Below are 25,184 nucleotides of genomic sequence, written 5' to 3' on the forward strand. Positions count from 1 at the left end.
TCTAAAGGTCGTCGAGGTCGATGGACATGGCGTCCGGCGGGGCGAAGTCAGGACCCATATCGGCGTCCACCTCCGGAAGGTCCAGGGGGGCCAGGCCGTAATCGTCCAGGCTGTCGTCGCGCACCTCGCCCACCTGGGCGCCGGGAAAGGCCAGCAGCACGGCCTGCACCAGCGGGTGGGCGCTGGCCACCGCCAGCCGCTCGCCGGCGGCGTGGCGCCCCTGCTCGGCCAGCGTCGGCTCCCCTTCCGCGTTGGTCAGGGTGATGGTCCAGCGGCTGCCGGTCATCTCCTGCAGAAAGGCGGTGAGCTGGCCGGCGAAGTCGCGCGGCGCATGCGGGTTGGGGCGGATCTCGATGCGGCCGGGGGCGAAGGCGACCAGGTGCACGCTGTGCAGCAGGTGGGCATGCAGCATCGGCTCGACGCCCGAGGCCAGCGCCGCCACCTCGCGGAAGGCACGGGGCTGGGGGGCATAGGCGGGGGCGGGCTCGGCCAGGACGGACGCCCCGTTGGCCACGGCACGGGCGCCACCGCCGGGGTCGCCCTGGGGGGCGGCGGGCGGCAGCGACGGCAGCGGGCCGCCTTCCGTCAGCCGCTTCACCAGGTCGCCCGGGGTTGGCATGTCGGCCAGGTGGGCCAGGCGGATCAGCACCATCTCCGCCGCCGCGCGGCGGTCCGGTGCCTCGGCCACCTCCGTGATGCCCTTGAGCAGCACCTGCCACGCGCGGCCCAGCACGGGAATGGACAGGCTGGACGCCAGCGCCACGCCGCGCACCCGCTCGTTTTCCGGGATGGCAGGGTCCTGCCGCAGCGCGGGCACGGCGCGCAAGCGGGTCAGGGTATGGGTCATCTCCAGCAGGTCGGCCAGGATGACGCCGGCATCGGCGCCGCGCTCGTGCCCGTGGTCCATGGTGGCCAGCACGGCGGCGATGTCGCCCTTGAAGACGCCTTCCAGCAGGTCCAGCAGCAGGCCGCGGTCGGCCAGCCCCAGCATGTCGCGCACCATGCCGGCCTGGATGCCGCCCGAAGCCCCCGCCGCCTGGGCGATCGCCTGGTCCAGCAGCGACAGGCCGTCGCGCACCGAGCCATCGGCGGCACGGGCGATCATGGCGATGGCTTCCTCGCTGGCCGCCACGTGCTCCTCCGCCGCCAGCCGGGCGAAGTGGGCGCGCAACACGTCCTGCGGCACGCGCCTGAGGTCGAAGCGCTGGCAGCGCGACAGGATGGTGGCCGGCACCTTGCGGATTTCCGTCGTGGCGAAGATGAACTTCACCTGCGGCGGCGGCTCCTCCAGTGTCTTCAGCAACGCGTTGAAGGCCGCCGTCGACAGCATGTGTACTTCGTCGAGGATATAGACCTTGAAGCGGGCGCGGGCCGGGCGGTACCGCACGGCCTCGCGCAGTTCGCGGATGTTGTCGACCCCGTTGTTCGAGGCGGCGTCCAGCTCCAGCACGTCCGGGTGGCGGTCGGCCAGGATGGCGGTGCATTCGGCGCACACGCCGCAGGGCGTGGCGGTGGGGCCGCCCTGGCCGTCCGGCCCGATGCAGTTCAGCGCGCGGGCGATGATGCGCGCCGTGGTGGTTTTGCCCACGCCGCGCACGCCGGTGAGCATGAAGGCATGCGCCACGCGGTTCTGCGCGAAGGCATTGCGCAGGGTGCGCACCAGCGCATCCTGCCCCACCAGCTCGTCAAAGGTCTGCGGCCGGTACTTGCGGGCCAGCACGCGGTAGGGGGTGGCGTCCGGCGCGGCGGCGGGCGCGGGCGCGGCCTCGCCGAACAGGCCGGGGCCCTCCGGCGGGGGCGGCGCCTCGCCGAACAGGCCAGGGCCGTCGGGCGGCGGCAGGTCGTCTTCGGGGGACAGGTCGTCGGACATGGGGCGCGCCGGGCTCCGTCAGGGGGGCCGCGACGGGCCGGAAGAACCCGGCCGCGACCAGAAGCGCGCAAGGCCGGGTGGCGGTGGAAGGCTGATGGAACGACCCAGGCGGGAGCTCGTTACGGCTGCTTCCTTCCGGACCTGACCGGGTTGGCGAGACGCCTGTCCGCCACCAACCTTCCGCGGAGACGATACCATGGGCACCCCCCCTCCGGGCAAGGGGGCGCGCCCACTTCCCCCTCGGCATTTCCCCTGGCATTGCTCCCCTCGCCGCCGCGTGGCAGGGTCGCGCCCGCATGATGTCCGTCCCCGCCAGCCGACCCAACGTCTACACCGGCAGCCCCATCGACCGTGTGTCCGGCCAGCGGGACGACGAGGATTTCGTCGCCGCGCAGCTCGCCTCGCCCCAGGCGCTGTTCATCCCCGTGTGGCGTGGCCAAAGCCTGATGAAGGGCGTGGCCGAGGGACGGCCCGAGGCCGTGCTGTTGTCGCCCGAGGCGGCGCAGGCCGTCCGCATGGCCGAAGGCCCCTGGGCGCTGCTCGGACTGTGGGACGGCCGGCCGGTCTTCGCGGTGGATTGTTCCGCCGCCGAGGACGCCCTGCCCCTGCTGCCCGAGGGCTTCGGCGGCTTTTCCGAGATCCGCGGCGTGGCGGGCCTGCTGCCGGCGGGCGAGGCCTCCATGCTGGCGCATGCCCGCGGGCTGCTGCACTGGCGCATCCGCCACCGCTTCTGCGGCGTGTGCGGCGGCCCCTGCGCGCCCCGCAGCGCCGGCAACGCCATGGCCTGCACCCAATGCGGCACCCAGCACTTTCCGCGCACCGACCCGGCCGTGATCATGCTGGTGGTGCGCAACGGCCACGCCCTGCTGGGCCATTCCACCCGCTTTCCCAATTCCACCATGTATTCCACGCTCGCCGGCTTCGTGGAGCCGGGCGAAAGCCTGGAAGAGGCGGTGCGCCGCGAGGTGATGGAGGAAACCGGCGTGCGGGTCGGCGAGGCCCGCTACCATTCCTCGCAGCCCTGGCCCTTTCCCGCCAGCATCATGCTCGGCTTCCATGCCGAGGGGCTGTCGGACGAGATCACGGTGGACCCCACCGAACTGCGGGACGCACGCTGGTTCAGCCGGGAGGAACTGCGCGACCCCCAGGGCTTCCAGCTGCCGCGCCCGGATTCCATCGCGCGACGACTGATCGAGGACTGGCTGGAGATGGACGTTTGACGCCGAAGCTGCTGCCCCTGCTGGCCTTGCTGATGCTGCCCGCGGCCTGCGCCCAGGAGGGCCCGCCCCTGACCGAGGCGCCGCCGGAAAACCCGCTGCAGGCCACCTGCCGCGCGGAAGCCCGCCGGGACCCGGAGGTGATCAACTTCGGCCGCCAGCTGAACATGGGCAACTGGGCCAACGAGCAGCGCGTCGGCCACGACATCCGCGTGGCGGAGCTACGCGCCTTCCGCGATTGCATGCGGCGCAACGGCGCGGCCCTGCCGGGGGGCGTGGAGTCGGTTCGGCCGCCGATCTGACGCGGCAAAAATAGAAAGGCCGGGGAAGGAATTCCCCGGACCCCTTCTTTTTTCTATCTGTCAGAAAGAAGATGGGGGCCTGGGGAATTTCTTCCCCAGACTTTTTCTTATCCCATCGCCTCGGCCCGCAGCTCCACCACCGGCTTGGCGTCCGGCCGGCCCTGGGTCCAGGCCAGCCGCACCGCGGGCGCGCCGTATTCGCGTTCCAGCCGGCGCACCGTGAAATGCGCCCGGCCCAGCGCCCGGAAGTGCTCCAGAAAGGCCAGGTTCACCGTGGCCCCCGCTGCCGCGCCGAACACCGGTGCCGCCTGGGCACCCAGCTTCAGCATCAGCGGACCGGTGAAGCGCGCGGCGATGGCGCCGATGAAGCCCGGCAACAGCGCGCCGCTCATGGTCGGCAGGAACTGCGCCAGGGCCAGGCGGGTGGCGAAGTAGCTGGTTTCCGCCGCCTCGCCTTCCGCCGCCGGGCCGCCCAGGGCGAAGACCTTGAGGGCCTCGGCCCCGGTTTCCAGCGCGGCGGGGTCCTCGCCGGCGGCCTGCGCCTCGGCCAGGATCTGCCGCAGCAGCAGCGTGGTGGAGATCGGCAGCTCCACCAGCGTGCCCGGCAGGCCAAAGGCGCCGCCCACCGCGCCGCTGGTCGCCGCCATGCCCCGGTGCATCCAGGACGACGACACGCCCGGCAGCGTCCAGGCCGGCGCGCTGCGGGTCGCGGCCTTGAGCGACTGCGCCAGGGCGCGGCGCACCGTGCCGTCCAGCATGCTCTGCGCCATCTTCGGCAGCCGCTTGCGCAGCGCCTCGATGGGAGTCCCGGCCATGCCGGCGAGCTTGGAAGCCAGCGAGCTGTCTTCCAGCACCCGCCGCGCCGCGTCCAGTTCCGCCTGGGCGTGCGGGGGGATGGGCAGGGTCGCGGGCAGGTTTTCCGTCATGGCGGGGGTCTTTCCCTAGAGGATGAAGCGGCTGAGGTCGGCGTTGGCGGCCAGCGGGGCCACGCGTTCCCGCACGTAACCCGCGTCGACCGTCAGGTTTTCGCCGCGCTTGTCGCTGGCGTTGAAGGAGATCTCCTCCAGCATCTTTTCCAGCACCGTGGACAGGCGGCGGGCACCGATATTCTCCACCCGCGCATTGATGTCGGCGGCGAGGTCCGCCACCGCGTCGATCGCGTCCTCCGTCAGGTCCAGCGTCACCCCCTCGGTGCCCAGCAGCGCCACATACTGCTTGGCGAGGCTGTGCTCCGGCTCCGTCAGGATGCGGCGGAAGTCGTCGCGCGACAGCGCGGCCAGCTCCACCCGGATCGGCAGGCGCCCTTGCAGCTCCGGCAGCAGGTCGGCCGGCTTGGCGATGTGGAAGGCGCCCGAGGCGATGAACAGGATGTGGTCGGTCTTCACCGGCCCGTGCTTGGTGGTCACCGTGGTGCCCTCGATCAAGGGCAGCAGGTCGCGCTGCACGCCCTCGCGCGACACGTCGCCACCCCGGAAGCCGTTCTCCGAACGGGCGCAGACCTTGTCGATCTCGTCGATGAAGACGATGCCATGGTTCTCCGCCAGGGCCACCGCGTCGCGCGTCAGCTTTTCCTGGTCCAGCAGGCGGTCGGCCTCGTCGCGGGCCAGGGCCACGCGGGCCTCGGGCACGTGCATCTTGCGCGGCCGGGCCTGCTTGCCGAACATCTTGCCCATCATCTCCTGGATGTTCTGCATCTGCCCGGGCTGCATCCCCGGCATGTCCATGGCGCCGATGGCGGTGGGCCCGGCCTCGGCGACCTGCACCTCGACCTCCTTGTCCTCCAGCTGGCCGTCGCGCAGCATGCGGCGGAACTTCATGCGGGTTTCGCCCGAAGCCCCCTCGCCCACCAGCGCGGTCACCAGCCGCTCCTCGGCCGCCAGCTCGGCCTTGGCCTGGACCTCCTTGCGGGCGCTTTCGCGCACCCGGGTGATGGAAACCTCCACCAGGTCGCGGATGATGCTTTCCACGTCGCGGCCGACATAGCCGACCTCGGTGAACTTGGTGGCCTCCACCTTCATGAAGGGGGCGTCGGCCAGCTTGGCCAGGCGGCGGGCGATCTCGGTCTTGCCGCAGCCGGTGGGCCCGATCATCAGGATGTTCTTGGGCACCACCTCGTCGCGGATGCCCTCGGGCAGCTGCTGGCGCCGCCAGCGATTGCGCAGCGCGATGGCCACGGCCCGCTTGGCGTCATGCTGGCCGACAATGAAGCGGTCCAGCTCGGACACGATCTCGCGGGGGGACAGGTTCACGGTCTCGTCCATGGTCAAAGCGTCTCCAGCACCATGCGGCCATTCGTGTAGACGCAGATCTCCGCCGCGATCTTCATGGACTTGCGCGCCACGTCCTCCGCCGACATCCCTTCCACGTCGATCAGCGCACGGGCCGCCGCCAGCGCATAATTGCCGCCCGAGCCGATGCCGATGATGGAATCCTCGGGCTCCAGCACGTCGCCATTGCCGGTGATCAAAAGCGAGCGGTCCTTGTCCGCCACCGCCAGCAGCGCCTCCAGCCGGCGCAGATAGCGGTCGGTGCGCCAGTCCTTGGCCAGCTCCACCGCCGCGCGCTCCAACTGGTCGGGGAAGCGCTCCAGCTTCGCTTCCAGCCGCTCCAGCAGCGTGAAGGCGTCCGCCGTGGCGCCGGCGAAGCCGGTCACCACCTTGCCATTGGCGATGCGCCGTACCTTGCGCGCATTGCCCTTCACCACGGTCTGCCCAAGGCTGACCTGGCCATCGCCGGCCATGGCCACCTGGCCATTCTTGCGGACGCAGAGAATGGTGGTGCCGTGCCAGCCGATCGGATCATGGGGTGTCGTCGTATTCATGTGCGCCGAGATGGCGTTGCGGTGCACCCGGAACAAGGACGTGCGTCACGCGGGGCTGAAACGCCGGCCAAGGGGGCGCCACCCCCTTTGGAACCCCCGCCGGGGGGGACAGTGTCCCCGCAGACCCCGCCGCCAGGAAGCATCAAGACTTTCAGGACGCGGCGGGCACTCGGATTTTTTATGGAAGGCCGCCTGCGCGGCACGTCAGTCGCCGGGGGTCATCGACCCCCGGCGCACCAAACGGATGGCGGGGTCCGGGGTGGCACTGCCACCCCGGCGGGGGGTCCAGGGGGCAGCGCCCCCTGGCCTGCCCCTTCAGTTCCGCACCACCCGCCCATCCGTCGCCCAGGACCCGCGCGGGTTGCGCTCCATGTACGCCACCAGGATATCCTCCAGTGCCGGCCCGGCGTCGTAGGCTTCCAGCGCGTCCTGCTGGAATGACACGTAGCCGTCGCCGCCGCGGCGCATGAAGTTGTTGGTGACCACGCGGTAGGCGCGGTCGTTGTCGAGCGGCATGAAGCCGTTGCCGTCCCGCACCTCCACGTCCCGGATGCGCTGTCCCTTGGGGGCTGCGGCGGCGAAGGTGAAGCGCAGCCCGGCCACCTGCGGAAAGCGGCCGGCGTTCTCGCCGACCAGGGAGACGCCGTTTTCCAGCGCCTGGCGGATGGCGCCGCCGCGCAGCGTGACGTTGGCCAGGGTGTTGGAGAAGGGCAGCACGGTCAGCACGTCGCCCCAGGTGACGGTGCCGGCGGGCAGGCCGGCGCGCAGGCCGCCGCCGTTGGTGATGGCGATGTTGGCGGTGGGGTCGGCGGCCAGCATGGCTTCCGCCATCAGGCTGCCGATGGCGCATTCGCCTTCGCGGCAGCCCTGCAGGCTCAGCGCCTCGGACAGGGTGGCGACGGGGCGGCGGCGCCAGCTTTCCAGCGGTGCCGCGTATTCGGCGACAATGGCGGCGACCTTCTCGTCGGCCGGGATGTCGGGGGTGATCTCGCGCACCTGCCCGCCATGGGCGGCCACGCGGCCATCCGCCTCCAGGTCCAGGTCCAGGCGGCCGAGGTAGCGGCCGTAGCAGGCGGCCTGGACGATGCGCACGGGGCGGTCCGGGCTGTCCACCAGGGTCGGGTGCGGGCTTTCGGCGCCGGCCAGGCCGTTGGCCAGCAGGGTGTGGCTGTGCGCGCCGGCGATCACGTCGATGCCGCGCACGGCGGCGGCCAGCCGCTGGTCCTCGGCGAAGCCCAGGTGGGACAGCACCAGGATGGTGGTCGGCCCCTCGGCACGCAGCGCCGCGATGTGTCGCTCCACCGCCTCGGCCGCGTTGGTGAAGGCGACGGTGGGGCCGGGAGAGGAAAGCTGCGGCGTGGTTTCCGTGGTGACGCCGATGATGCCGATGCGGGCGCCGCCCCGCTGGATCACCGTGAAGGGCTTCACCAGACCGGCCAGCAGCGGCTCGCGCGCCGTATCCAGGTTGGCCGACAGCAGCGGGAAGGGCAGCGAGCGGGCGTAGTCGGCCAGCACGGCGGGGCCGTTGTCGAACTCGTGGTTGCCCAGCGTCATGACCTCGGTGCCGACGGCGCGCTGCACGGCCGACTCGGCGCGGCCCTTGTGGGCGGTGTAGAACAGGCTGCCCATGAACTGGTCGCCGCCGTCGATCTGCAGCACCGCGCGGCCTTCGGCTTCAGCTTCCCGCCGGCCCATGGACAAGGCGCCGGCCAGGCGCGCGCTGCCGCCCAGGCAGGGCTTGTCCATGCGGCAGGAGGCGCTGCCCGAATCGGTGCCCTCATGCTTGGAATGGAAGTCGTTCATGTGCAGCAGCGACAAGCGCGCCGCCGGGTCGGCGGCGGCGCGGCGCAAGGCCGGCAGGGCGAGCGGCAGGGCCAGGCTGGCGGACAGCAAGGCGCGGCGGGACAGGGTCATGGTGACATTTCCATAACGGTGCGGCGAAAAGCGTCCGAAAGGCACCGGCACCCCCTGCTTTAGCCCAGGACTTGCCGTAATTCGATCATCGCGTGCCGGCATCTTGCCTGAGCATCCGGGCGGGTCCCAGCCCCGTATCCATCAGAACCGAACTGCGACTGGAAACTGCGATGCAGGTCTACCTGCCGATCGCCGAGATGTCGGCCGATGCCCTGCTGCTGCTGGGCATCGGCTTCGGCGTGGGCTGGCTGTCCGGCATGTTCGGCGTTGGCGGCGGCTTTCTGCTGACCCCGATCCTGATCCTGATCGGCATCCCGGCCCCCGTGGCCGTGGCCTCGGGCGCCAACCAGACGCTGGGTGCCTCGGTGTCGGGGCTGATGGCGCAGTGGCGGCGCGGCAATGTCGACTTCAAGATGGGCGGCGTGCTGCTGGTGGGCGGCGTGCTCGGCAGCTTTCTGGGCGTGCAGCTCTTCGCCTGGTTGCGGCGGCAGGGGCAGGTCGATCTGGCCGTGGCGGTGTTCTACGTGGTGGTGCTGGGCAGCGTGGGCGGGCTGATGGTGCGCGAAAGCGTGCGCGCCATCCTGCGACGGCGGCGCAAGACCGGCCACCGCCAGCGGCTGCACGCGCATTTCTGGATGCACGGGCTGCCCTTCAAGCAACGCTTCCGCAAGTCGCGCCTCTACATCTCCGTGGTGCCGCCCGCCGCCGTCGGCTTCGGCATCGGCGTGCTGTCGGCGGTGATGGGCGTGGGCGGCGGCTTCATGCTGGTGCCGGCGATGATCTACCTGCTCGGCATGCCGACCTCGGTGGTGATCGGCACCTCGCTGTTCCAGGTGGTGTTCGTGGCCGCCAACGTCACGCTGCTGCAGGCCATCACCACGGGCAGCGTGGACATCGTGCTGACCCTGCTGCTGCTGATCGGCGGCGTGGCCGGCGCGCAGTTCGGCGCCGCCATGGGCACCCGGCTGCGGGGCGAGGAAACCCGCTTCCTGCTGGGCATGATGGTGCTGGCGGTCGCGGCCAGCCTGCTGTGGGGGCTGGTGCGCACGCCGGACAGTCCCTTCGCCATCGGGCCCATTCCGTGACGGCGGCGGCGGGCCGGCTTCGCGCGGTCCTGCTGCTGGCCGGCCTGCTGCTGGCGCCGCTGTGCGCGGCGGCGCAGGGCGTTCCGGCCAGCCCGGATGCGGGCCTGCCGGTGCTGCCGCCCCCCGCCCTGCCGCTGCCGCCCCTGACGCCGCTGCCGCCGCCCCCGGCCCCCGGCGGGGCCGATGCGCCCCCCGCGCCGCGCCCGCTGCCCACATCGCCCGAGGCCGCCGGCATCATCCGCCCCGCGCTGGTGGCCGAGCTGTCGCAATCGACTGTCGAGATCACCACCGGCTTCACCGGCACGGAGCTGCTGGTGTTCGGCGCCACCGACCGGCTGCTGGGCCCGCAGCCCGGCGGCGCGCCGCAGGACGACGTGGTGGTGATCGCCCGCAACGCCGCCGAGCCGATGATCGTGCGCCGCAAGGTCAACGTGCTGGGCTTCTGGATCAACGGCCCCTCGGCCCGCTTTCGCAGCGTGCCGGGCTACTACGCCGTCACCGCCACCCGCCCGCTGCGCGACCTGCTGCCGGCGGACGAGCTGGAAACCAAGCATATCGGCCTGTCCCACCTGCCGCTGGAAGCCACCGGCGTGCAGGACCCCGCCTACCGCCAGGCGCTGGAGCAGCTGAAGCGCGACGCGCAGTTGTGGCAGGAGCCGGAAACGCCGCTGCACATCGCCGGCTCCCGCCTGTTCCGCGCCCGCCTGCACCTGCCCGCCACGGTGCAGACCGGCGACTACGTGGTGGAGGTGCTGCTGGTGCGCGACGGCCGGGTGCGCGCCCGCCAGGCGCTGGACTTCAAGGTGGACCGCGTGGGCATGGCCGCGCGCATCGCCGATGTCGCGGCGGAGGCGCCGCTGGTGTATGGCGTGCTGTGCGTGCTGCTCGCCGCCTTTGCCGGCTGGCTGGGCAGCGTCCTGTTCCGGAGGAGTTGATGTCCGAGTCCGCGCGGCGCGACCGTGTCTTCCTGGTGGTGGTGGACGACAGCCCCGAGCGGCATGTCGCTCTGCGCTATGCCTGCCTGCGCGTGCGCGCCAGCGGCGGCCGCGTGGCGCTGCTGCGGGTGGTGGAGCCGGCCGAGATGACCGAATGGGCCGGCGTCGGCGCCCTGCTGGAGGAGGAGCGGCGCGAGGACGCGGAGAAGCTGCTGTCGGGCCTTGCCGCCGAGGTGCAGGAGATCACCGGCGGCCTGCCCATCCTGCTGATCCGCGAGGGCGACCCGCGCGACGCGCTGCTGGACCTGCTGGAAGAGGACCCGCGCATCTCCATCCTGGTGCTGGCCGCCGCCGCCGCCGGCAGCGGGCCGGGGCCGCTGATCGCGGCGCTGACCGGGCGCCACGGCCAGCGCCTGCGGGTGCCGATGACCATTGTGCCGGCCGGGCTGGACGAGGGCGACCTGCAGCGGGTGACGCTGTAGCGCCCGCCGCCCATGGCGCGCGGTGACGACAGGGTGAAGGCTCCCCGTCTTTCTCTGGCCCGGGCAGGGCGTCTATGAGGGGCCTGACACTGTTCGACACATGACGGGCCCCGGTGGCCGAGGACCTTTCCGCATGATCCTTTGTGTGATGCGCATCCCGCCGGATCAGAACGGGCATGGCGGCTCCCAGCGGGCGTGGTTCCTGCTGAACGCGCTGTGCCAGCTCGGGCCAGTGCATTTCGTGCTGATCAGCCGCAAGAACGACTGGGACGTGTCCACGACCTCCCTGAAGTCGATCGAGGGGCTGGTCGAGTCCGTCACCAAGATCGACATCCCGGAATGGGAGCCGACCAGCCGCCGGCAGATCGGCCCGCTGGAAGGCGGTTGGATCGACGTGGCCAAGATGCGTTCCCAGGATGCGCCCAAGATCTCCGCCGGCGGGTTGCAGCGCATCGCCGGGCAGCTGCCCATCCGCGCCGCGGACCTCGTCTTCGCCGGGCGGCTGCCCAGCGCGATCATCGTGCAGGCCCTGATCGACAAGGGCCTGCTGTCCGTGAAGCACCGCTTCGTCGATTTCGACGACCTGATGTCGAAGTTCAAGGTCCGACAGCTGCAGACCGAAAGCCGCAACCTGGCGCGCCAGGGACGGATGCTGTTGCAGTTTGACGCCGCCTATCTGCGGGCGGCCGAGAAGCGCATCGCCCGCGGCTGGGACGGCGCCAGCGTGTGCACGGACGAGGATGTGGACGCCCTGCGCACCGCCCACCCGGCGGCGCATATCGTCAAGATTCCCAACGTCATCGATCGCGAGCAGCTGCCCGCCCCCGCCCCGGCCGCCACCGGCAAGGTGCGGCTCCTGTTCGTCGGCAACCTGGCCTTTCTGCCCAACGTGCAGGGCTTCCAGCTGTTTCTGGAACAGGCCTGGCCGGCCATCCGCGCCGCCTTGCCGGAAGCCGAGCTCACGGTGGTCGGCCTGAACCCCTCGCCGCAGATGCTGCGGCTGGTGGCGGAGCACGACCTGCCGCTGCACCCCAACGTGCCGAGCATGGTGCCGTATTACGCGGCGGCGGACATGGTGATCGTGCCGATCCTGGTCGGCAGCGGCACCCGCATCAAGATCCTGGAAGCGATGGCCTATGGCCGCGCCATCGTGTCCACCGCCATGGGCGCCGAGGGCCTGGGGCTGGAGGACGGCCGCCACGCGCGCATCGTGGGCGGCATGGAAGACTTCGCCACGGCCGTGATCGAGCTTGCCAACGACGTGCCCGCCCGCCAGCGGATGGTGGAGGCGGCGCGCGCCTTCCAGCAGGAGAACTACGGCCCGGCCGCCATGACCAGGGCCATCGGTTCGGCCCTGGCGGACATGACCGCGGCGCCCGCCCCGCGCAGCGCGGGCGCCCAGGGCGACTGAAGCCGCCGCACAGGCCGGCATCGCGCGTGCGACCCTGCCGCCCCATGCCCGCATGGCCTTTGCGGTTGCACCGCGCGCCTGCTTCCCCCACATCCGGCACAGACGCCTGGCCACCCGACGCCCCCGCACGGAATTGGAAGCGATGTTCATCGAAACCGAAGCCACCCCCAACCCCGCCACCCTGAAGTTTCTGCCCGGCCAGGACGTGATGGGCACCCGCGGCACCGCTGACTTCGCCAATGCCGAATCGGCCGCCCGCAGCCCGCTGGCCGAGGCGCTGTTCGGCCTGGACGGCGTGGCCCGGGTGTTCCTGGGCAGCGACTTCGTCACCGTCACCAAGACCGACGCCGCCGACTGGCAGGCGCTGCGCCCGGTGGTGCTGGGCACCATCATGGAGCACAGCATGGCCGGCCGCCCCGTGCTGCTGGGCGAGGATGGCGAGGCCGACGACGTGGAGGACACCGACCCGGCGGATGCCGAGGTGGTGGCCCAGATCAAGGAGCTGCTGGACACCCGGGTGCGCCCGGCGGTGGCCGGCGATGGCGGCGACATCGTGTTCCGCGGCTTCCGCGACGGCATCGTCAAGCTGCGCATGCAGGGCGCCTGCTCGGGCTGCCCGTCGTCCCGCGCCACGCTGAAGCACGGCGTGGAGAACATGCTGCGCCACTACGTGCCGGAAGTGACGGCGGTGGAGCAGGTCGAGGCCTGACCCGTTATCACGGGCGCCCATGATGCCCATCGGCCCCGGGCCGATTGGCAGCCTGGGCGTTCCGCCCTATCCCTTCCGCGACACACAACATCGGAAGGGCCCGCGCATGGCCGATACGATCGATTCCACCGCCCTGGACCAGCTGTTCCTGGGGGCGCGCACCGCCAACAAGTGGCAGGAGCGCGATGTCCCCGAAGCCAAGCTGACCGAGCTCTACGACCTGCTGAAGATGGGCCCCACCAGCGCCAACGCGAGCCCGGCCCGCTTTGTCTTCATCCGCTCGGCCGAGGGCAAGGAGAAGCTGCGCCCCGCCCTGTCCGCCGGCAACCTCGAGAAGACCATGACGGCGCCGGTGGTGGCGATCGTCGCCTATGACCTGGCCTTCTACGACCGCCTGCCCTTTCTGTTCCCGCACGCGGATGCCAAGAGCTGGTTCACCGGCAGCCCGGCCTTTGCCGAACAGACCGCGTTCCGCAACAGCTCCCTGCAGGGCGCCTACCTGATCATGGCGGCGCGCGCGATCGGGCTGGACACCGGGGCGATGAGCGGCTTCGACAACGCCAAGGTGGATGCCGCTTTCTTCGAGGGCACGAGCTGGAAGTCCAACTTCCTGGTCAACCTCGGCTACGGCGACTTCTCCAAGGCCTTCGACCGCCTGCCGCGCCTGCCCTTCGAGGAAGCCGTCAAGGTCGTCTGACCCCGCGCCTCGCCCCCCATGGCCGAAACGGCCGGGCGGGGATAGCGTGGCGGACCATGAAGAACCGGCTCCTGTCCGCCCTGGCCGTGGCGGCGCTCGTCGCCACGGCCCCGACCGCGCGGGCGCAGACCCTGCGCATCGCCCTGTCCGCCGAAACCACGGCGGCCGACCCCCACCATTACGCGCTGGCCCCCAACGCGACGCTGCGCAACCACGTCTACGACGCGCTGACGGACGTGGACGCCAAGCTGGCCGTGCAGCCCGCCCTCGCCCAATCCTGGGAACGGCGGGACGACCGGACCTGGGTGTTCCACCTGCGGCGCGGCGTCACCTTTTCCGACGGCGCCGCCTTTGGGGCGCGGGACGTGGTCTTCACCTACTGCCGTGTGCTGAACAACAAGTCGGAGCTGGTGTCTTCCTTTTCCTCCAACATCCGCCGGCTGGCGGCGGTGGAGGCGGTGGACGACAGCACCCTGCTGATCCGCACGACGGCGCCGGAGCCGCTGCTGCTGTCCGACCTCGGCACCATCTCCATCCTGCCGCGCTCGCTGGGCCGGGCGGAAGGCGCGCGGTTCAGCGTGGCCGACAGTTGCGGCGGCGATGCCGCCGGCCCCTGGCCGCAGCAGGAGGACTTCAACAACGGCACCGCCGCCATTGGCACCGGCCCCTACCGGCAGGTGTCCTGGGCCCGCAACGCCACCACCGTGCTGAGGCGCAACGACCACTACTGGGGCCGGAAACCCCATTGGGCGGAAGTGCGGCTGACGCCCGTCACCCAGGCCGGGCCGCGCATGGCCACGCTGCTGGCCGGCGACCAGGACGTGATCGAGGCCCCCGCCACCGCCGACCTGCCGCGGCTGCGCAGCAACGGCCAGTTCAGCCTGGTCACCTCGCCCACCACCCGGCTGGTGTTCCTGCAGCTGGACACGGCGCGCGACCCTTCCCCCTTCGTGCAGGGCCCCAACGCCCTGCGGGACCCCCGGGTCCGGCAGGCGCTGTCCCTGGCGCTGGACCGCAAGGCACTGCTGGAGCGGGTGATGGACGGCGTGGCGACGCCGGCCGCGCAGTTCCTGCCGGATGCGATGTTCGGCACCATCCCCGGCCTGCCAGTGCTGCCCTACGACCCGGCCCGCGCCCGCGCGCTGCTGGCCGAGGCCGGCTACCCCAACGGCTTCAGCATGACCTTTCACGCCACCAACAACCGCTACATCAACGATTCGCGCCTGGCGCAGGCGATGGTGCAGATGTGGCAGCGCGTGGGCGTGAAGGTGGAACTGGACGCCATGCCCTCCGCCGCGTTCTTCGGCCGGCGCGGCAAGCGCGAGTTCTCCATGGCCATGGGCGGCTGGGGCACCGAGGCGGGCGAGACGCTGAACTTCTTTCGCACCTGGCTGGGCACCACGGATCCGTCGCGCGGCGTGGGCGGCAGCAACTACGGCGGCTGGTCGGACGCGGCCTTCGACCGCGACCTGAACGCGGCGCTGGTGCAGATGGACCCGCCCGCCCGCAGCACGCTGCTGCAGGCCGCCGGCCGCCGCGCGCTGGAGCAGATGCCGGTGATCCCGGTGCATTTCGAAAGCGCGACCTGGGGGCTGCGGGCCGGCCTCAGCTATCCCGGCCGCGTCAACCAGACCACCCTGGCCACCGAGATCAGCCCGAAATGACCCTGCCCGCCTCCCAAACCCCCGATGTCTTGACGCCCGGCATCCTGGCCACGGCGCTGGCCGCCCCCGGCCGCGCTTCCATCCCGTTCCTGGACCCGCACAGCCCGGACCGGCCGCTGGTGCTGGAATGCTACCGTGCCCCCGGCCACCGGCCGGAAAACCCGGTGGTGATGGTGCAGCACGGCATGCTGCGCAACGGCGACGAGTATTGCGAGGCCTGGATCCCCACGGCTGACCGGCACGGGCTGCTGATCGTCGCCCCCACCTTTCCCGCCGACACCTGGCCCGGGGCCGGCCCCTACAACGACGGCAACGTCCTGGGCGGGGACGGCGATCTGCGCCCGCGCGAAAGCTGGTCACAGGCCATTCCCGGCCGGGTCTTCGGCCTGCTGCGGCAGGCGGGGCTGGTCGCGCGAAACAAGGCTTACCTGTGGGGCCATTCCGCCGGTGGCCAATTCGTCCACCGCCTGATGGCGACGCAGGACCACGCCGCCTTCGAGGCCGTGGCCCCCGCCAATGCCGGCTGGTACACCCTGCCCACCCTGGATGCCCCCTACCCCAAGGGCCTGGGCGGCATCGGCCTGACGCGAGACGACGTGGCCAGGTTGCTGGCCTACCCCATGGTGATCTTCGCCGGCGACCAGGACACCGAAACCGAAGGCCCCAGCCTGCCCAGCCATGCCGCCGCCAGGGCGCAGGGTCCGCACCGCTTCGCCCGGGCCCATGCCTATCTGGAGCGCGGCCGGGCGGAAGCCGCGCGGCTCGGCGTGGCGTGCAACTGGCGGCTGGTGGTGGTGCCGGGCATCGGCCACGAGGGCATGCGGATGTCGGGCATCGCGGGCGACTACTGGTTCGACGGCAAGATGCCGGAGGCCCCCACGGCGCCGCGCGAGATCCGCAAGGAGCTGTGAGGCGGAACGGAAAAAGGGCCGGCGCTTCCGCCGGCCCTTTCGAACCTGTTCAGGCCGCCGCGCGTCCCGCCTGCGGGTCCAGGCGGTAGCCGCCGCCCTCGGTCAGCAGCAGCGAGGCATTGGCCGGGTCCGGCTCGATCTTCTGCCGCAGCCGGTAGATGTGCGTTTCCAGCGTGTGCGTGGTCACGGCGGCGTTGTAGCCCCAGACCTCGTTCAGCAGGATCTGCCGGGCCACCGCCCGGCCACCGGCGCGGTACAGGAACTTCAGGATCGCGGCTTCCTTCTCGGTCAGCCGGATCTTGCGGTTCTTGGCGGTTTCCAGCAGCAGCTTGGCCGAGGGGCGGAAGGTGTAGGGCCCGATCACGAAGACAGCGTCCTCGGAATTGTCGAACACGCGCAGCTGGGCCCGCAGCCGCGCCAGCAGCTCGGCCACCCGGAAGGGCTTGGCGATGTAGTCGTTGGCGCCGGCATCGAGCCCGCGCACCACGTCCTGCTCGCCATCCGCGCCGGTCAGCATGATGATCGGGATCTTGACCCCTTCGCGCCGCAGGCGTGCGCAAAGCTCGCGCCCGTCACCGTCCGGCAGCCCGATATCCAGCAGCACGGCGTCGCAACGCGACCCCGGGCCGAGGAGTTGTTCGGCGGCCTCGGCGGAGGTTTCGGCCTCGATGGGCGCGAACTCTCCGTCCAGTGCCAGCTGCTCGGACAAAGTGGCGCGCAAAGCCGCGTCATCGTCCACGATCAGGATCGGCCGCGGGCCGGTCATGAAATCTCCCGACAAAGCCAGAGCTTCAACATTTCCTCCCAACGCACCGGCAGACCAAGCGTTGCCGATGCCGTATCGGGCTGCGGCATGGTGGCGCGCGGCGCGGCCATGGGCAACCCCTTGCACCGTCCGGGTCTATCGTGAAACACCGTTTTCGCGTATCCGTCGCAGGATGGCAATCGCCCACGCGAAGCCTTATTTCTGCCCAGCCACCACGACAGGCTGGGTGATGCGGGTTTCGCCCGCCTTCAGCTCCGCGAACAGCCTGCCAGATCAAACGGAACCGATCCGATGAGCAGTCAAGGCCCGGCGGCGGCCGCCTTTCCCACGGCCGGCACCGCCATGCCTCAGTCCACCGCCACCACCGAACCCGCCATCGCCCTGGTGGCGGACCCTTTGAGCCTGGCGCTGCGTCAGGTCCACCGTGCTGCCAGCGACCTGCGGCGCGGCACGCCGGTGCTGCTGCAGCCCGCGCCCGGCAGCGGCGCGGCGGGGCTGCTGGTGGCGGCGGCGGAAACCGTGGGCGCCCGCGGCCTGGCCGAGATGGCGTCCCTGGCAACCTTGCCGGCCACGCTGCTGCTGGCGCCGAGCCGCGCCGCCGCCGTGCTGCACCGCCCGATCCCCAGCGTCGTCGGGGAAAGCCGCAACGGCCAGGAAGCGCCGGTGGCCCTGGCGCTGCCGGCCGCGCTGCTGCAGCCCGAGCAATTGCGCGGGCTGGCCGACCCGGTGGCCGAGCAGCTGATGCCGGCGCTGGCCGAGCTGGTTCCGGCGCCGCCCTTGTCCTTTGCGGCCCTGGTGCTGGCCAAGCTGGGCCGCCTGTTGCCGGCGCTGGTGGCCGTGCAGGTGCCAGATGCCGGGCTGCCGCGCGCCGCGTCGCTCGGCATCATGGCCCTGGCGGCCGAGGACGTGCTGGCCTACCCCGCCACCGCCGCCACCAGCCTGACCCGCGTGGCCGAGGCCCGCGTGCCGCTGCAGGACGCCACGGACAGCCGCATCATCGCGTTTCGGGCCGCCGACGGCGGGATCGAGCACCTGGCCATCCTGGTGGGCGACCCGGAAGGGCTGGCCGCCGCCGGCGGCGCGCCGCTGGCGCGGGTGCATTCCGAATGCTTCACCGGCGACCTGCTGGGCAGCCTGCGCTGCGACTGCGGGCCGCAGCTGCGCGGTGCCATTGCCCGCATGGCGGCGGACGGCGCCGGGGTGCTGCTGTACCTGGCGCAGGAAGGCCGCGGCATCGGCCTGGTCAACAAGCTGCGGGCCTATACCCTGCAGGACCAGGGGCTGGACACGCTGGATGCCAACCGCGCGCTGGGCTACGGCGCCGATGAGCGCGGCTTTCTGGTTGCCGCCACCATGCTGCGCGCGCTGGGCATGACCCGCGTGCGGCTGCTGACCAACAATCCGGACAAGCTGGCCGGCCTGGCCGCCTGCGGTATCGACGTCGCGGGGCGGGAGCCGCACCAGATCGCCGCCAACGGCGTCAACGATGCCTATCTGGACACCAAGGCGACCCGCTTCGGTCACCTGCTGCGGTGAGCGCCGCCCCCACTGTCGCGGCCATCACCGCCACTGGCCACAGCGAAGGCGTGCTGCGCCTGCGCGACCGGGCGTTCCGTTGCGCGCTGGGCCGCGGCGGCATCGCCGCGCACAAGATGGAAGGCGACGGCGCCACCCCCGCCGGCCTGCTGCCGCTGCGCCGCGTGCTGTACCGCGCCGACCGCCTGCCCGCCCCCGCCTGCGCCGTGCCGGTGGAGCCGATCGGCCTGCGGGACGGCTGGTGCGACGACCCGCGTGACCCTGCCTACAACCGCCCCGTGCGGCTGCCCCACGACGGCCGCCACGAGGAGCTGTGGCGCAGCGACGCGGTCTACGACATCGTCGCCGTGCTCGGCTGGAACGATGCCCCGGTGGTCCGCGACCGGGGCAGCGCGATCTTTCTGCACCTCGCCCGCCCGGGCTATCCGCCGACGGAAGGCTGCGTGGCGCTGGCGCTGGAGGATCTGCGCGCGGTGCTGGGCATGAGGCTGAGCGCGATCACCGTTCCCGGATAACCGGAGGGAGCGGGGGGGGGTGGCAGCACCCGGCGGGGGAACGCCGGGTGCTGCCGGGGAGCCTCCCGGGGGAGGAGGCCAAGCCTTGCCGATCGAGGGCGATCGTTGGCTGAGCCTTATTGTAAGGGCGTGCTCACGATCGCCCAGAGCTATTCGTCGATTCGCGCTGTCTCAATGCCACAGCGTTGCAACCAAGCCACAGTTCCGGCGTTCAGTTTTGTTCGAGCGCGCGCAGCAGGCTGCCGGCGGTATCGGTCCAGGGCGTGGGGCGGAAGTCGCGCCGCAGCCGCGCTTCCATCCCCGCCACCTCCTCCGGATGCGCGATCAGGCGCCGCAGGATCGCCACCGCTTCCGGCACGCTTTCCGGGTCGTGGTACAGGCAGAAGGCGCCGCCCGCCTCGGGCACCGAGGTGGTCGAGGACGCCACGCAGACCTTGCCGAAGCCCAGGCTTTCCGTGACCGGCAAGCCCCAGCCCTCGTAGTGGGACGGAAACAGCGTGAAGCGGCAGGCGCCGTAGAGCGCGGTCAACTCGGCATCCGTAGGGTGGTCCAGCAACACCACCTTGCCGCCCAGCCAGCCGCAGTTTTCCAGCTGCTGCATCAGGTCTTCCACCATCCAGCCGACGCGGCCGGCCAGCACCAGGGTGGGCAGTTGCTCGGGAGGCAACTGGTCCAGCAGCCGCCGCCAGGCGCGAAACGCCAGCAGGTGGTTCTTGCGGGCTTCAATGGTGGACACCAGCAGCACGAAGCCGGTGCCGAGCGCCGCCACGCGTGGCGTCACCGCCGCCGCAACCGGCGGGCCGCTATAGCCGGTGCCGACCGGCAGCACCGCCACCGGGTGCGTCAGCGGCAGCCCGGCCACGGCGGCGTAGCGTTCCAGGTCGCGGGCCGTGGCGCGGGAAATGGCGAAAAACCGGTCCACCAGCGGCATGGTGCCGGCGAACCAGGCGCGAAAGGTGCGCACCAGCCCGGGGTCGCAGAATTCCGGCCGTGTCAGCGGGATCAGATCGTAGACCAGCATGGCGACGCCGAGGCCGCAGCGTGCCCGGAGATGCTGCAGCAGCTCGGCATAGTCGGTGCGAAACCAGGGGGAGCCCAGGACCAGCAGCATGTCGCCGGGCTTGGCGACGGCCGCCACGTCCTGCCCGGGGGCGGCATGGGGCAGCGCGGCGCCGGCGGGGCGGCCCCGGTCGCGCAGCAGCCGCAGCCCGGCCTGCATCGCGCCCCGCCCAGCCCGCAGGCCGGCCCGCAGCGCGGAACCCTGGGCGCGCACCGCCTCGCCCAGCGGCAGCCGGATGTCGGCCGGCAGGCGGGACGCCAGCCGCCGCACCTGCCCCGCCTGACCAACCGGCCGCGCCACCGGTGCCGAGGCTCCGCGCGGCTCTGGCACCACCAGCGACTGGAACAACGCCGCCACTTCCGCCCATTCCACCGTGCGCATGGTGCCGCGCAGCCGGTCGTGCCGGCAAAAGCCGATCCCGTCCGGCCGGGCCGCGACCAGCGCCGTGTAAAGCTCGAAGGACAGCCGCTGGATGCCGCTCGGCCGGTTGTGCACCAGCGCGTATTCGTACAGGTCCTCGACGTCGATCCAGTAGGTCATGCGCGGCAGGCGCGCCGGAGCGCCCCGGCGGGGGCCTGAACTGGCGCCGGCAGGTCAGCGCGGCATATTGGCCCGGCGGGGGCAGCACAGCAGGCCAGGAGATAGTCGATCATGCGAAGCGCGATACGCGATGCGGGCGTTCAAGCCAAGCGAAAGCGCCGCGCGTGACGGTGCCGCGCCAGGACGGGCGGCTGTTGCTGCTGGGCGCGGGCGGCCATGGGCGCGCCGTGCTGGAGTTGATGCGCCACGCGGGCCTGCCCGACCCCGCGGGCGTGCTGGACGACGACCCCGCCTCGCCCGGCCTGCCCGGGGTCCCGCTGCTGGGCCCGCTGTCGGCGGCGGCCGGATTGCGGCAACAGGGGCTTCTGGCTGCGCATGTCGCCCTCGGCCACAACGCGCGCCGCGCGGAGCTGGGCGGCTGGCTGCGGCGGCTGGGCTTCGCGCTGCCGGTTCTGCGGCATCCTTCCGCCGTGGTGGCGGGCACCGCGCGCATCGGCGACGGCAGCGTGCTGCTGCCGCGCGTGGTGGTCGGCGCGGCGGCGACGGTGGGGGTGTCGGTCATCCTGAACACCGGCTGCATCGTGGAGCATGACGCCACCATCGGCGATGCCGCGCATGTGGCGCCCGGCGCGGTGCTGGGCGGCGGCGTGCGGGTCGGCGCGCGGGCGCTGGTCGGGCTCGGCGCCAGCCTGCGCCCCGGGGTGTGCATCGGCGCGGACGCGGTGGTGGGCGTGGGCGCCGCGGTGGTGGCGGACGTGGCACCGCAGGCACGGGTGGGCGGCGTGCCGGCGGTGCCGCTGCGCTGACCGTGTTCCGCTGCGTGGGATTCGTGCGCGGCGCCACTGCACGCTGTGAATCTGGCCCGGCTTGTGCATAGGTTTGCACACCCGAGTCAGGAATCCATCGCCATGCCTTCCGACAATTCTCGTGTCCCAGGCTTCCGAGTTTCCCGCCGCAGCCTGCTGGCTGCCACCGCCGTCGGCGCTTTGCCCATCCGCGCGGCACGCGCGCAGGACAACTGGCCGTCCCGCACCATCCGCTTCGTCAATCCCGGCCCCGCCGGCGGCGCGGGCGACGTGCTGGCGCGGTTGCTGGGGGACCGGCTGGGCGTGCGCCTCGGCCAAACCGTCGTGATCGAGGACCGGCCCGGCGCGGGCACCAACATCGGCATGACCAACGTCGCCCGCTCGGCGCCCGACGGCTACACGGTGGGCCTCGGCAACATCGCCTCCAACGCGGTCAACAAGTGGCTGTACAAGAGCCTGCCCTTCGACCCGGACAAGGATTTCGCGCCCGTGTCGCTGATGGCGCTGGTGCCCAACCTGATGGTCGTCTCACCCACCCTGCCGGCCACCACGGTCGCCGAGTTCATCGCATACGCCAAGAAGAACCCGGGCCGGATCAACTACGGCTCGGTTGGCGCAGGCTCCTCGCAGCACCTGGCGGGCGCGCAGTTCGGGCTGACCACCGGCATCGAGATGCAGCACATCCCCTATACATCCTCCGGCCAGCTCAACACCGACATGCTGGAAGGCCGCGTGCAGGTGTTGTTCCAGTCGGTATCGGCGGTGAGCGAGATGGCCAAGTCCGGCCGCATGCGCCCGCTGGCCATCACCGGCACGGAGCGCTCGCCCTCCTTTCCCGAAGTGCCGACGCTGCAGCAGGCGGGCGTCGACATCACCTCCACCGGCTGGTTCGGCATGGTAACGCCGGCGGGCGTGCCGGAGCCGATCCTGGCGCGGCTCAACAAGGAAGTGGTGGCCTGCCTGGAGGAGCCGACGCTGCGCGCCCGCTACATCGAGCTGGGCGCCATCCCCAGGCCTTCCACGCGCGAGGCCTTCGCGGCGCACATGGCCAGCGAGACGGCACGCTGGCGGGACGTGGTGCGGGCCACCGGGGCCTCGGTCGACTGACGCCGCGGGCAGGGGGCGGCGCCCCCTGCCCCTTCCGCCGGGACCGCTACGCCACCGCGTCCAGCGCCCGCAGCGACGCGATCATCGAGGTCCGCATCAGGTATTCCTTGTGCTTCGCCGGATCCTCCGCCGTCGCGCGCAGGTCCTCCAGCGAGGCGCGGCGCACCTCCGGGTCGCGCTGGTTCAGCGTCGCGCGGTTGCGCAGCGCCTGCTGCTGCACCACGTCGCGCGCCACCTTCTGCCGCTGCCGCTCGTAGCGGCCAAGCAGCGCGGGGTCGGCGCCCTGCCACACGGCGGTCAGCTTCTCGGCCAGGTTGAAGGCATCGTGGATGCCGCCGTTCATGCCCATGCCGCCAAGCGGGTTGTTGACATGCGCGGCATCGCCCGCGAGCAGCAGGCGGCCGTTGGTGTAGCGCTCGGCCACCCGCTCATGCACGCGGTAGGCGGTGCGGTGCCGGATCTCGTAGTCGCCCGCCTTGGGCAGCACCTGCTGCATGCGCTCCTGGATGCGGGCGTCGGACAGCATGACCTCTTCCGGCTCGTTCGGGTCGGTCGGCAGCAGCAGGCGCCACAGGCTGACCGTGCGCAGCAGCACGAACCATTCGTCCGGATCCGAGATATAGGCGATGTTGGTGAGGTCCGGCATCGCCTCCTGGTACTGGAAGGTGGTGGAGCAGGTCAGGTACAGCTCCGGGATCGTCTGTCCCTCGAAGCCGATGCCGGCGGCCTTGCGCACCGCGCTGCGCGCGCCGTCCGCACCGATCAGCCAGGAGCCGGACAGTTGCTCCCGCGTGCCGCCGGCGCGCTCGATGGTCAGCGTCACGCCGTCCGCCGTCTGCGTCGCGTCCACCGCGCGGGCGTCGTAGATGAAGCGCACGTCGGGGTTGTTGGCCAGCCGGTCGCGCAGCAGGCGCGTCAGGCGCCATTGCTCGCATTGCAGGCGGTAGGGATGGTTGGTTTCCCCCGACAACCGCCCGAGGTCGAAGGTGGCGACGGGGCCGAGCTTGCGGTCGCGGAACTGCCATTGCGGGCAGATCAGCCCCTGGTCCACCAGGATGGAGGACAGGCCGAAGCGGTCCAGCATGTCCAGCGTCGGCGGATGGAAGGTGGAGGCGCGCAGCCCGTCCGGCAGGTCACGTTCCGCTTCCACGATCGTGACGGGAATGCCGGCATCGGCCAGCGCGGCGGCGGCGACCAGCCCGACCGGGCCGGCGCCCGCCACCAGCACGGGTGCGCGCGGCGCGGCGGATTGCGACAGGGCGGGGGAAGCCAGATCATGCGACACGGGATTCAACCTTTTTCATTCGTTGTTCGGCGGCGCCTCAGCCGGTGAAGGCCTCGCCGCCGGAAGGGCTGAGCAGCTGCCCCGTCAGCGCGGCGGCGGCGGGCGAGGCGAGATAGGCGATGCTGCAGGCGACGTCCTCGGCCGTCGCCAGCCGGCGCAGCGGGATGACGGCTTCCCGCTGCGTGAAGAAGCTGTCGTTTCCGCCGGCGCTGTGCGCCGTCATCGGCGTGCGGACCAGGCCGGGGGCGACGGAATTGACGCGGATGCCCTGCGGGCCGAGCTCCACCGCCAGGGCCCGCGCCATGCCGACCAGCGCGCCCTTGGCCGCCGTGTAGTGCGGCATGTTGGGCGAGCCGCGCAACGCGAAGAGCGAGGACACGATGACCACCGCGGCGCCGCCCGCCATGGCCGGCAGCAGCGCCTGGATCAGAAAGAAATGCCCCTTGGCATGCACGCCGAGCATGGCGTCCCACGCCGCCTCATCCACCGCCGCGAAAGGCAGGCCATGGCCGGAGATGCCGGCGCAACAGACCAGGACGTCGAGCCTGGAAACCCCCGCCGCCAGGGCGCGGATGGCCGCCAGGTCCAGAAGGTCCAGCGGCAGGGCTTCCGCTTGCAACTCCCTGGCCACTTCGGCCAGGGCGCCCGCGTCACGGTCGCACAGCAGCAGAGCGTGGCCGGACGCGGCCAGCGCCCGCGCCGTGGCGCGGCCGATGCCGGAGGCGGCGCCGGTGACAAGTGCGACGGGCCTTGTCACGGTGCGAAGCGGCCACCGTTGACGTAGATCACTTGCCCGGTGAGGTATTGCGATGCGGGCCCGCTGAGAAACAGCATCGGCCCCGCCACGTCCTCCGGCTGCGCGATGCGGCGCAGCGGGATGGAGGACAGCACCCGCTCGGCATGCGCGTCGCCGAACTGGCGCATAAACGCACCGGGCTCGCCTTCCGTGCCGCCATGGCCGAGGCCACCGGACAGAAAGGCGGTTTCCACCGCGCCGGGCGCCACGGCATTGGCGCGCAGCGAGGGCGCGCCTTCCTTGGCCACCACCTTCATCAGCGACACCAGCCCGCCCTTGGAGGCGCTGTAGGCGGAGAAGCCCGGTTCCACGAAGGCATGCAGCCCGGACGCGACGTAAACCGCGGATGCGGCAGGCGAGCGCTTCAGATGCGGCATGGCCGCCCGGGTGGCGGTGAAGGCGGAGATCAGGTTGATCTCGATCACCCGCCGGATGTCCTCCATGGTCATCTCGGCCAGCGGGCGGATGGCCACGTTCATGCCGGTGAGAAAGGCCAGCACGTCGATGCCGCCCCAGGCTTCCGCCACGCCGTCGATCGCGCGCGTCAGCGCCCGGTCGTCCGTCGCGTCCACGGGCACGGCCTCGATGCCCGCTTCCGGCGGCCGCTCGGCCATGGAAGCCGGCAGGTCCAGCACGGCGACGCGCGCATCGGCCGCCAGCAGGCCGCTCACATAGCTCCGCCCGATGCCACCGCAGCCGCCCAGCACCAGGCAGCGCGCGCCGGGCAGCGGGCCGAGGCGGGTGAGGTCCATGCC

The 25,184-nt window shown here is 71.7% G+C and carries 24 protein-coding genes and 1 other RNA gene; 14 read left to right on the forward strand and 11 right to left on the reverse strand.

Translation table 11 applies throughout. The annotated features are described in order from the left end of the window. Nucleotide 1 precedes the first annotated feature (1 nt). Both IAI59_RS02465 and ffs read right to left on the reverse strand, forming a co-directional pair. Nucleotides 2–1,870 (reverse strand): DNA polymerase III subunit gamma/tau, encoded by a 1,869-nt coding sequence (locus IAI59_RS02465; RefSeq protein WP_207417945.1) that lies wholly within the window; start codon nucleotides 1,868–1,870, stop codon nucleotides 2–4. A gap of 84 nt (nucleotides 1,871–1,954) precedes the next feature. Further along, an RNA gene (gene ffs, locus IAI59_RS02470) (signal recognition particle sRNA small type) lies at nucleotides 1,955–2,051 on the reverse strand. 115 nt (nucleotides 2,052–2,166) lie between these two features. On the opposite strand from ffs, the gene nudC reads away from it, so the two are divergent. Together nudC and IAI59_RS02480 are read left to right on the forward strand one after the other, a co-directional pair. Continuing rightward, the gene (nudC, locus tag IAI59_RS02475) at nucleotides 2,167–3,090 is read left to right on the forward strand and encodes an NAD(+) diphosphatase (protein ID WP_207417946.1); all 924 of its coding nucleotides are present in this window, start codon (nucleotides 2,167–2,169) and stop codon (nucleotides 3,088–3,090) included. Further along, entirely contained in the window at nucleotides 3,087–3,389 is a 303-nt protein-coding gene (locus IAI59_RS02480) for a phosphoribosylamine--glycine ligase (RefSeq protein WP_237180790.1), read from the forward strand. Before nudC ends, IAI59_RS02480 begins: the two co-directional genes overlap by 4 nt. Before the next feature lie 107 nt (nucleotides 3,390–3,496). On the opposite strand, the gene IAI59_RS02485 is transcribed toward IAI59_RS02480, so the two are convergent. The 4 genes from IAI59_RS02485 to IAI59_RS02500 form a co-directional block, all read right to left on the reverse strand. After that, nucleotides 3,497–4,315 (reverse strand): EcsC family protein, encoded by an 819-nt coding sequence (locus IAI59_RS02485; RefSeq protein ID WP_207417947.1) that lies wholly within the window; start codon nucleotides 4,313–4,315, stop codon nucleotides 3,497–3,499. 15 nt (nucleotides 4,316–4,330) lie between these two features. Further along, nucleotides 4,331–5,650: an ATP-dependent protease ATPase subunit HslU gene (gene hslU / locus IAI59_RS02490; protein ID WP_207417949.1), complete on the reverse strand. Its 1,320-nt coding sequence runs from the start codon at nucleotides 5,648–5,650 to the stop codon at nucleotides 4,331–4,333. Between the two features lie 2 nt (nucleotides 5,651–5,652). Continuing rightward, nucleotides 5,653–6,210, reverse strand: a complete 558-nt coding sequence (gene hslV / locus IAI59_RS02495) for an ATP-dependent protease subunit HslV (protein ID WP_207417951.1) — start codon at nucleotides 6,208–6,210, stop codon at nucleotides 5,653–5,655. A gap of 315 nt (nucleotides 6,211–6,525) precedes the next feature. Continuing rightward, nucleotides 6,526–8,124 carry a bifunctional metallophosphatase/5'-nucleotidase gene (locus IAI59_RS02500; RefSeq protein WP_207417953.1) on the reverse strand — a complete coding sequence of 533 codons (1,599 nt, stop codon included), beginning with the start codon at nucleotides 8,122–8,124 and terminating at the stop codon, nucleotides 6,526–6,528. 170 nt (nucleotides 8,125–8,294) lie between these two features. On the opposite strand from IAI59_RS02500, the gene IAI59_RS02505 reads away from it, so the two are divergent. The 8 genes from IAI59_RS02505 to IAI59_RS02540 all read left to right on the forward strand — a co-directional run bounded on the left by IAI59_RS02505 (nucleotide 8,295) and on the right by IAI59_RS02540 (nucleotide 16,018). Then, complete coding sequence (locus IAI59_RS02505) at nucleotides 8,295–9,209, forward strand: sulfite exporter TauE/SafE family protein (RefSeq protein ID WP_207417954.1); 915 nt, start codon at nucleotides 8,295–8,297, stop codon at nucleotides 9,207–9,209. After that, the gene (locus tag IAI59_RS02510; protein ID WP_207417955.1) at nucleotides 9,206–10,144 is read left to right on the forward strand and encodes a TIGR02186 family protein; all 939 of its coding nucleotides are present in this window, start codon (nucleotides 9,206–9,208) and stop codon (nucleotides 10,142–10,144) included. The genes IAI59_RS02505 and IAI59_RS02510 overlap by 4 nt, the downstream gene beginning before the upstream one ends. Then, on the forward strand, nucleotides 10,144–10,626 hold the full coding sequence (locus IAI59_RS02515) for a universal stress protein (RefSeq protein WP_207417956.1): 483 nt from the start codon (nucleotides 10,144–10,146) through the stop codon (nucleotides 10,624–10,626). The genes IAI59_RS02510 and IAI59_RS02515 overlap by 1 nt, the downstream gene beginning before the upstream one ends. A 133-nt stretch (nucleotides 10,627–10,759) precedes the next feature. Beyond that, nucleotides 10,760–12,037, forward strand: coding sequence for a glycosyltransferase family 4 protein (locus IAI59_RS02520; protein WP_207417957.1), 1,278 nt, complete (start codon nucleotides 10,760–10,762; stop codon nucleotides 12,035–12,037). A gap of 142 nt (nucleotides 12,038–12,179) precedes the next feature. Beyond that, on the forward strand, nucleotides 12,180–12,746 hold the full coding sequence (locus IAI59_RS02525) for a NifU family protein (protein ID WP_207417958.1): 567 nt from the start codon (nucleotides 12,180–12,182) through the stop codon (nucleotides 12,744–12,746). A gap of 106 nt (nucleotides 12,747–12,852) precedes the next feature. After that, entirely contained in the window at nucleotides 12,853–13,443 is a 591-nt protein-coding gene (locus tag IAI59_RS02530; RefSeq protein WP_207417959.1) for a malonic semialdehyde reductase, read from the forward strand. Nucleotides 13,444–13,499: 56 nt separating this feature from the next. Then, a complete protein-coding gene (locus tag IAI59_RS02535; RefSeq protein ID WP_207417961.1) occupies nucleotides 13,500–15,107 on the forward strand; it encodes an ABC transporter substrate-binding protein in 1,608 nt (535 codons plus the stop codon). Further along, on the forward strand, nucleotides 15,104–16,018 hold the full coding sequence (locus IAI59_RS02540; RefSeq protein ID WP_237180791.1) for an alpha/beta hydrolase family protein: 915 nt from the start codon (nucleotides 15,104–15,106) through the stop codon (nucleotides 16,016–16,018). The genes IAI59_RS02535 and IAI59_RS02540 overlap by 4 nt, the downstream gene beginning before the upstream one ends. Nucleotides 16,019–16,067: 49 nt before the next feature. On the opposite strand, the gene IAI59_RS02545 is transcribed toward IAI59_RS02540, so the two are convergent. After that, nucleotides 16,068–16,784 (reverse strand): response regulator transcription factor, encoded by a 717-nt coding sequence (locus IAI59_RS02545; RefSeq protein ID WP_207417963.1) that lies wholly within the window; start codon nucleotides 16,782–16,784, stop codon nucleotides 16,068–16,070. 291 nt (nucleotides 16,785–17,075) lie between these two features. Between IAI59_RS02545 and IAI59_RS02550 the strand changes: the two genes are divergently transcribed. Together IAI59_RS02550 and IAI59_RS02555 are read left to right on the forward strand one after the other, a co-directional pair. Next, nucleotides 17,076–18,320, forward strand: coding sequence for a GTP cyclohydrolase II (locus IAI59_RS02550; RefSeq protein WP_237180792.1), 1,245 nt, complete (start codon nucleotides 17,076–17,078; stop codon nucleotides 18,318–18,320). A gap of 50 nt (nucleotides 18,321–18,370) precedes the next feature. Further along, entirely contained in the window at nucleotides 18,371–18,835 is a 465-nt protein-coding gene (locus IAI59_RS02555; protein ID WP_237181219.1) for a L,D-transpeptidase family protein, read from the forward strand. Nucleotides 18,836–19,046: 211 nt separating this feature from the next. Here the strand turns inward: IAI59_RS02555 and IAI59_RS02560 are convergent, their stop codons facing one another. Next, nucleotides 19,047–20,435 (reverse strand): glycosyltransferase family 4 protein, encoded by a 1,389-nt coding sequence (locus IAI59_RS02560; RefSeq protein WP_207417965.1) that lies wholly within the window; start codon nucleotides 20,433–20,435, stop codon nucleotides 19,047–19,049. 164 nt (nucleotides 20,436–20,599) lie between these two features. Here IAI59_RS02560 and IAI59_RS02565 point away from each other — a divergent pair, with 164 nt between their 5' ends. Together IAI59_RS02565 and IAI59_RS02570 are read left to right on the forward strand one after the other, a co-directional pair. Beyond that, entirely contained in the window at nucleotides 20,600–21,241 is a 642-nt protein-coding gene (locus IAI59_RS02565) for an acetyltransferase (RefSeq protein ID WP_207417966.1), read from the forward strand. A gap of 102 nt (nucleotides 21,242–21,343) precedes the next feature. Continuing rightward, nucleotides 21,344–22,348, forward strand: a complete 1,005-nt coding sequence (locus tag IAI59_RS02570) for a Bug family tripartite tricarboxylate transporter substrate binding protein (protein ID WP_207417967.1) — start codon at nucleotides 21,344–21,346, stop codon at nucleotides 22,346–22,348. Nucleotides 22,349–22,394: 46 nt separating this feature from the next. Here IAI59_RS02570 and IAI59_RS02575 read toward each other — a convergent pair whose 3' ends face one another. Genes IAI59_RS02575 through IAI59_RS02585 form a run of 3 tightly spaced genes read right to left on the reverse strand, consistent with a single transcriptional unit; the run spans nucleotide 22,395 to nucleotide 25,181 of the window. Further along, nucleotides 22,395–23,633, reverse strand: a complete 1,239-nt coding sequence (locus tag IAI59_RS02575) for an FAD-dependent oxidoreductase (protein ID WP_237181182.1) — start codon at nucleotides 23,631–23,633, stop codon at nucleotides 22,395–22,397. A gap of 37 nt (nucleotides 23,634–23,670) precedes the next feature. Beyond that, nucleotides 23,671–24,390 (reverse strand): SDR family NAD(P)-dependent oxidoreductase, encoded by a 720-nt coding sequence (locus IAI59_RS02580; protein WP_207417968.1) that lies wholly within the window; start codon nucleotides 24,388–24,390, stop codon nucleotides 23,671–23,673. Next, on the reverse strand, nucleotides 24,387–25,181 hold the full coding sequence (locus IAI59_RS02585) for an SDR family NAD(P)-dependent oxidoreductase (protein WP_207417969.1): 795 nt from the start codon (nucleotides 25,179–25,181) through the stop codon (nucleotides 24,387–24,389). Before IAI59_RS02585 ends, IAI59_RS02580 begins: the two co-directional genes overlap by 4 nt. Nucleotides 25,182–25,184: the final 3 nt, after the last annotated feature.

Source organism: Roseomonas haemaphysalidis (assembly GCF_017355405.1).
GTDB lineage: Bacteria > Pseudomonadota > Alphaproteobacteria > Acetobacterales > Acetobacteraceae > Pseudoroseomonas > Pseudoroseomonas haemaphysalidis.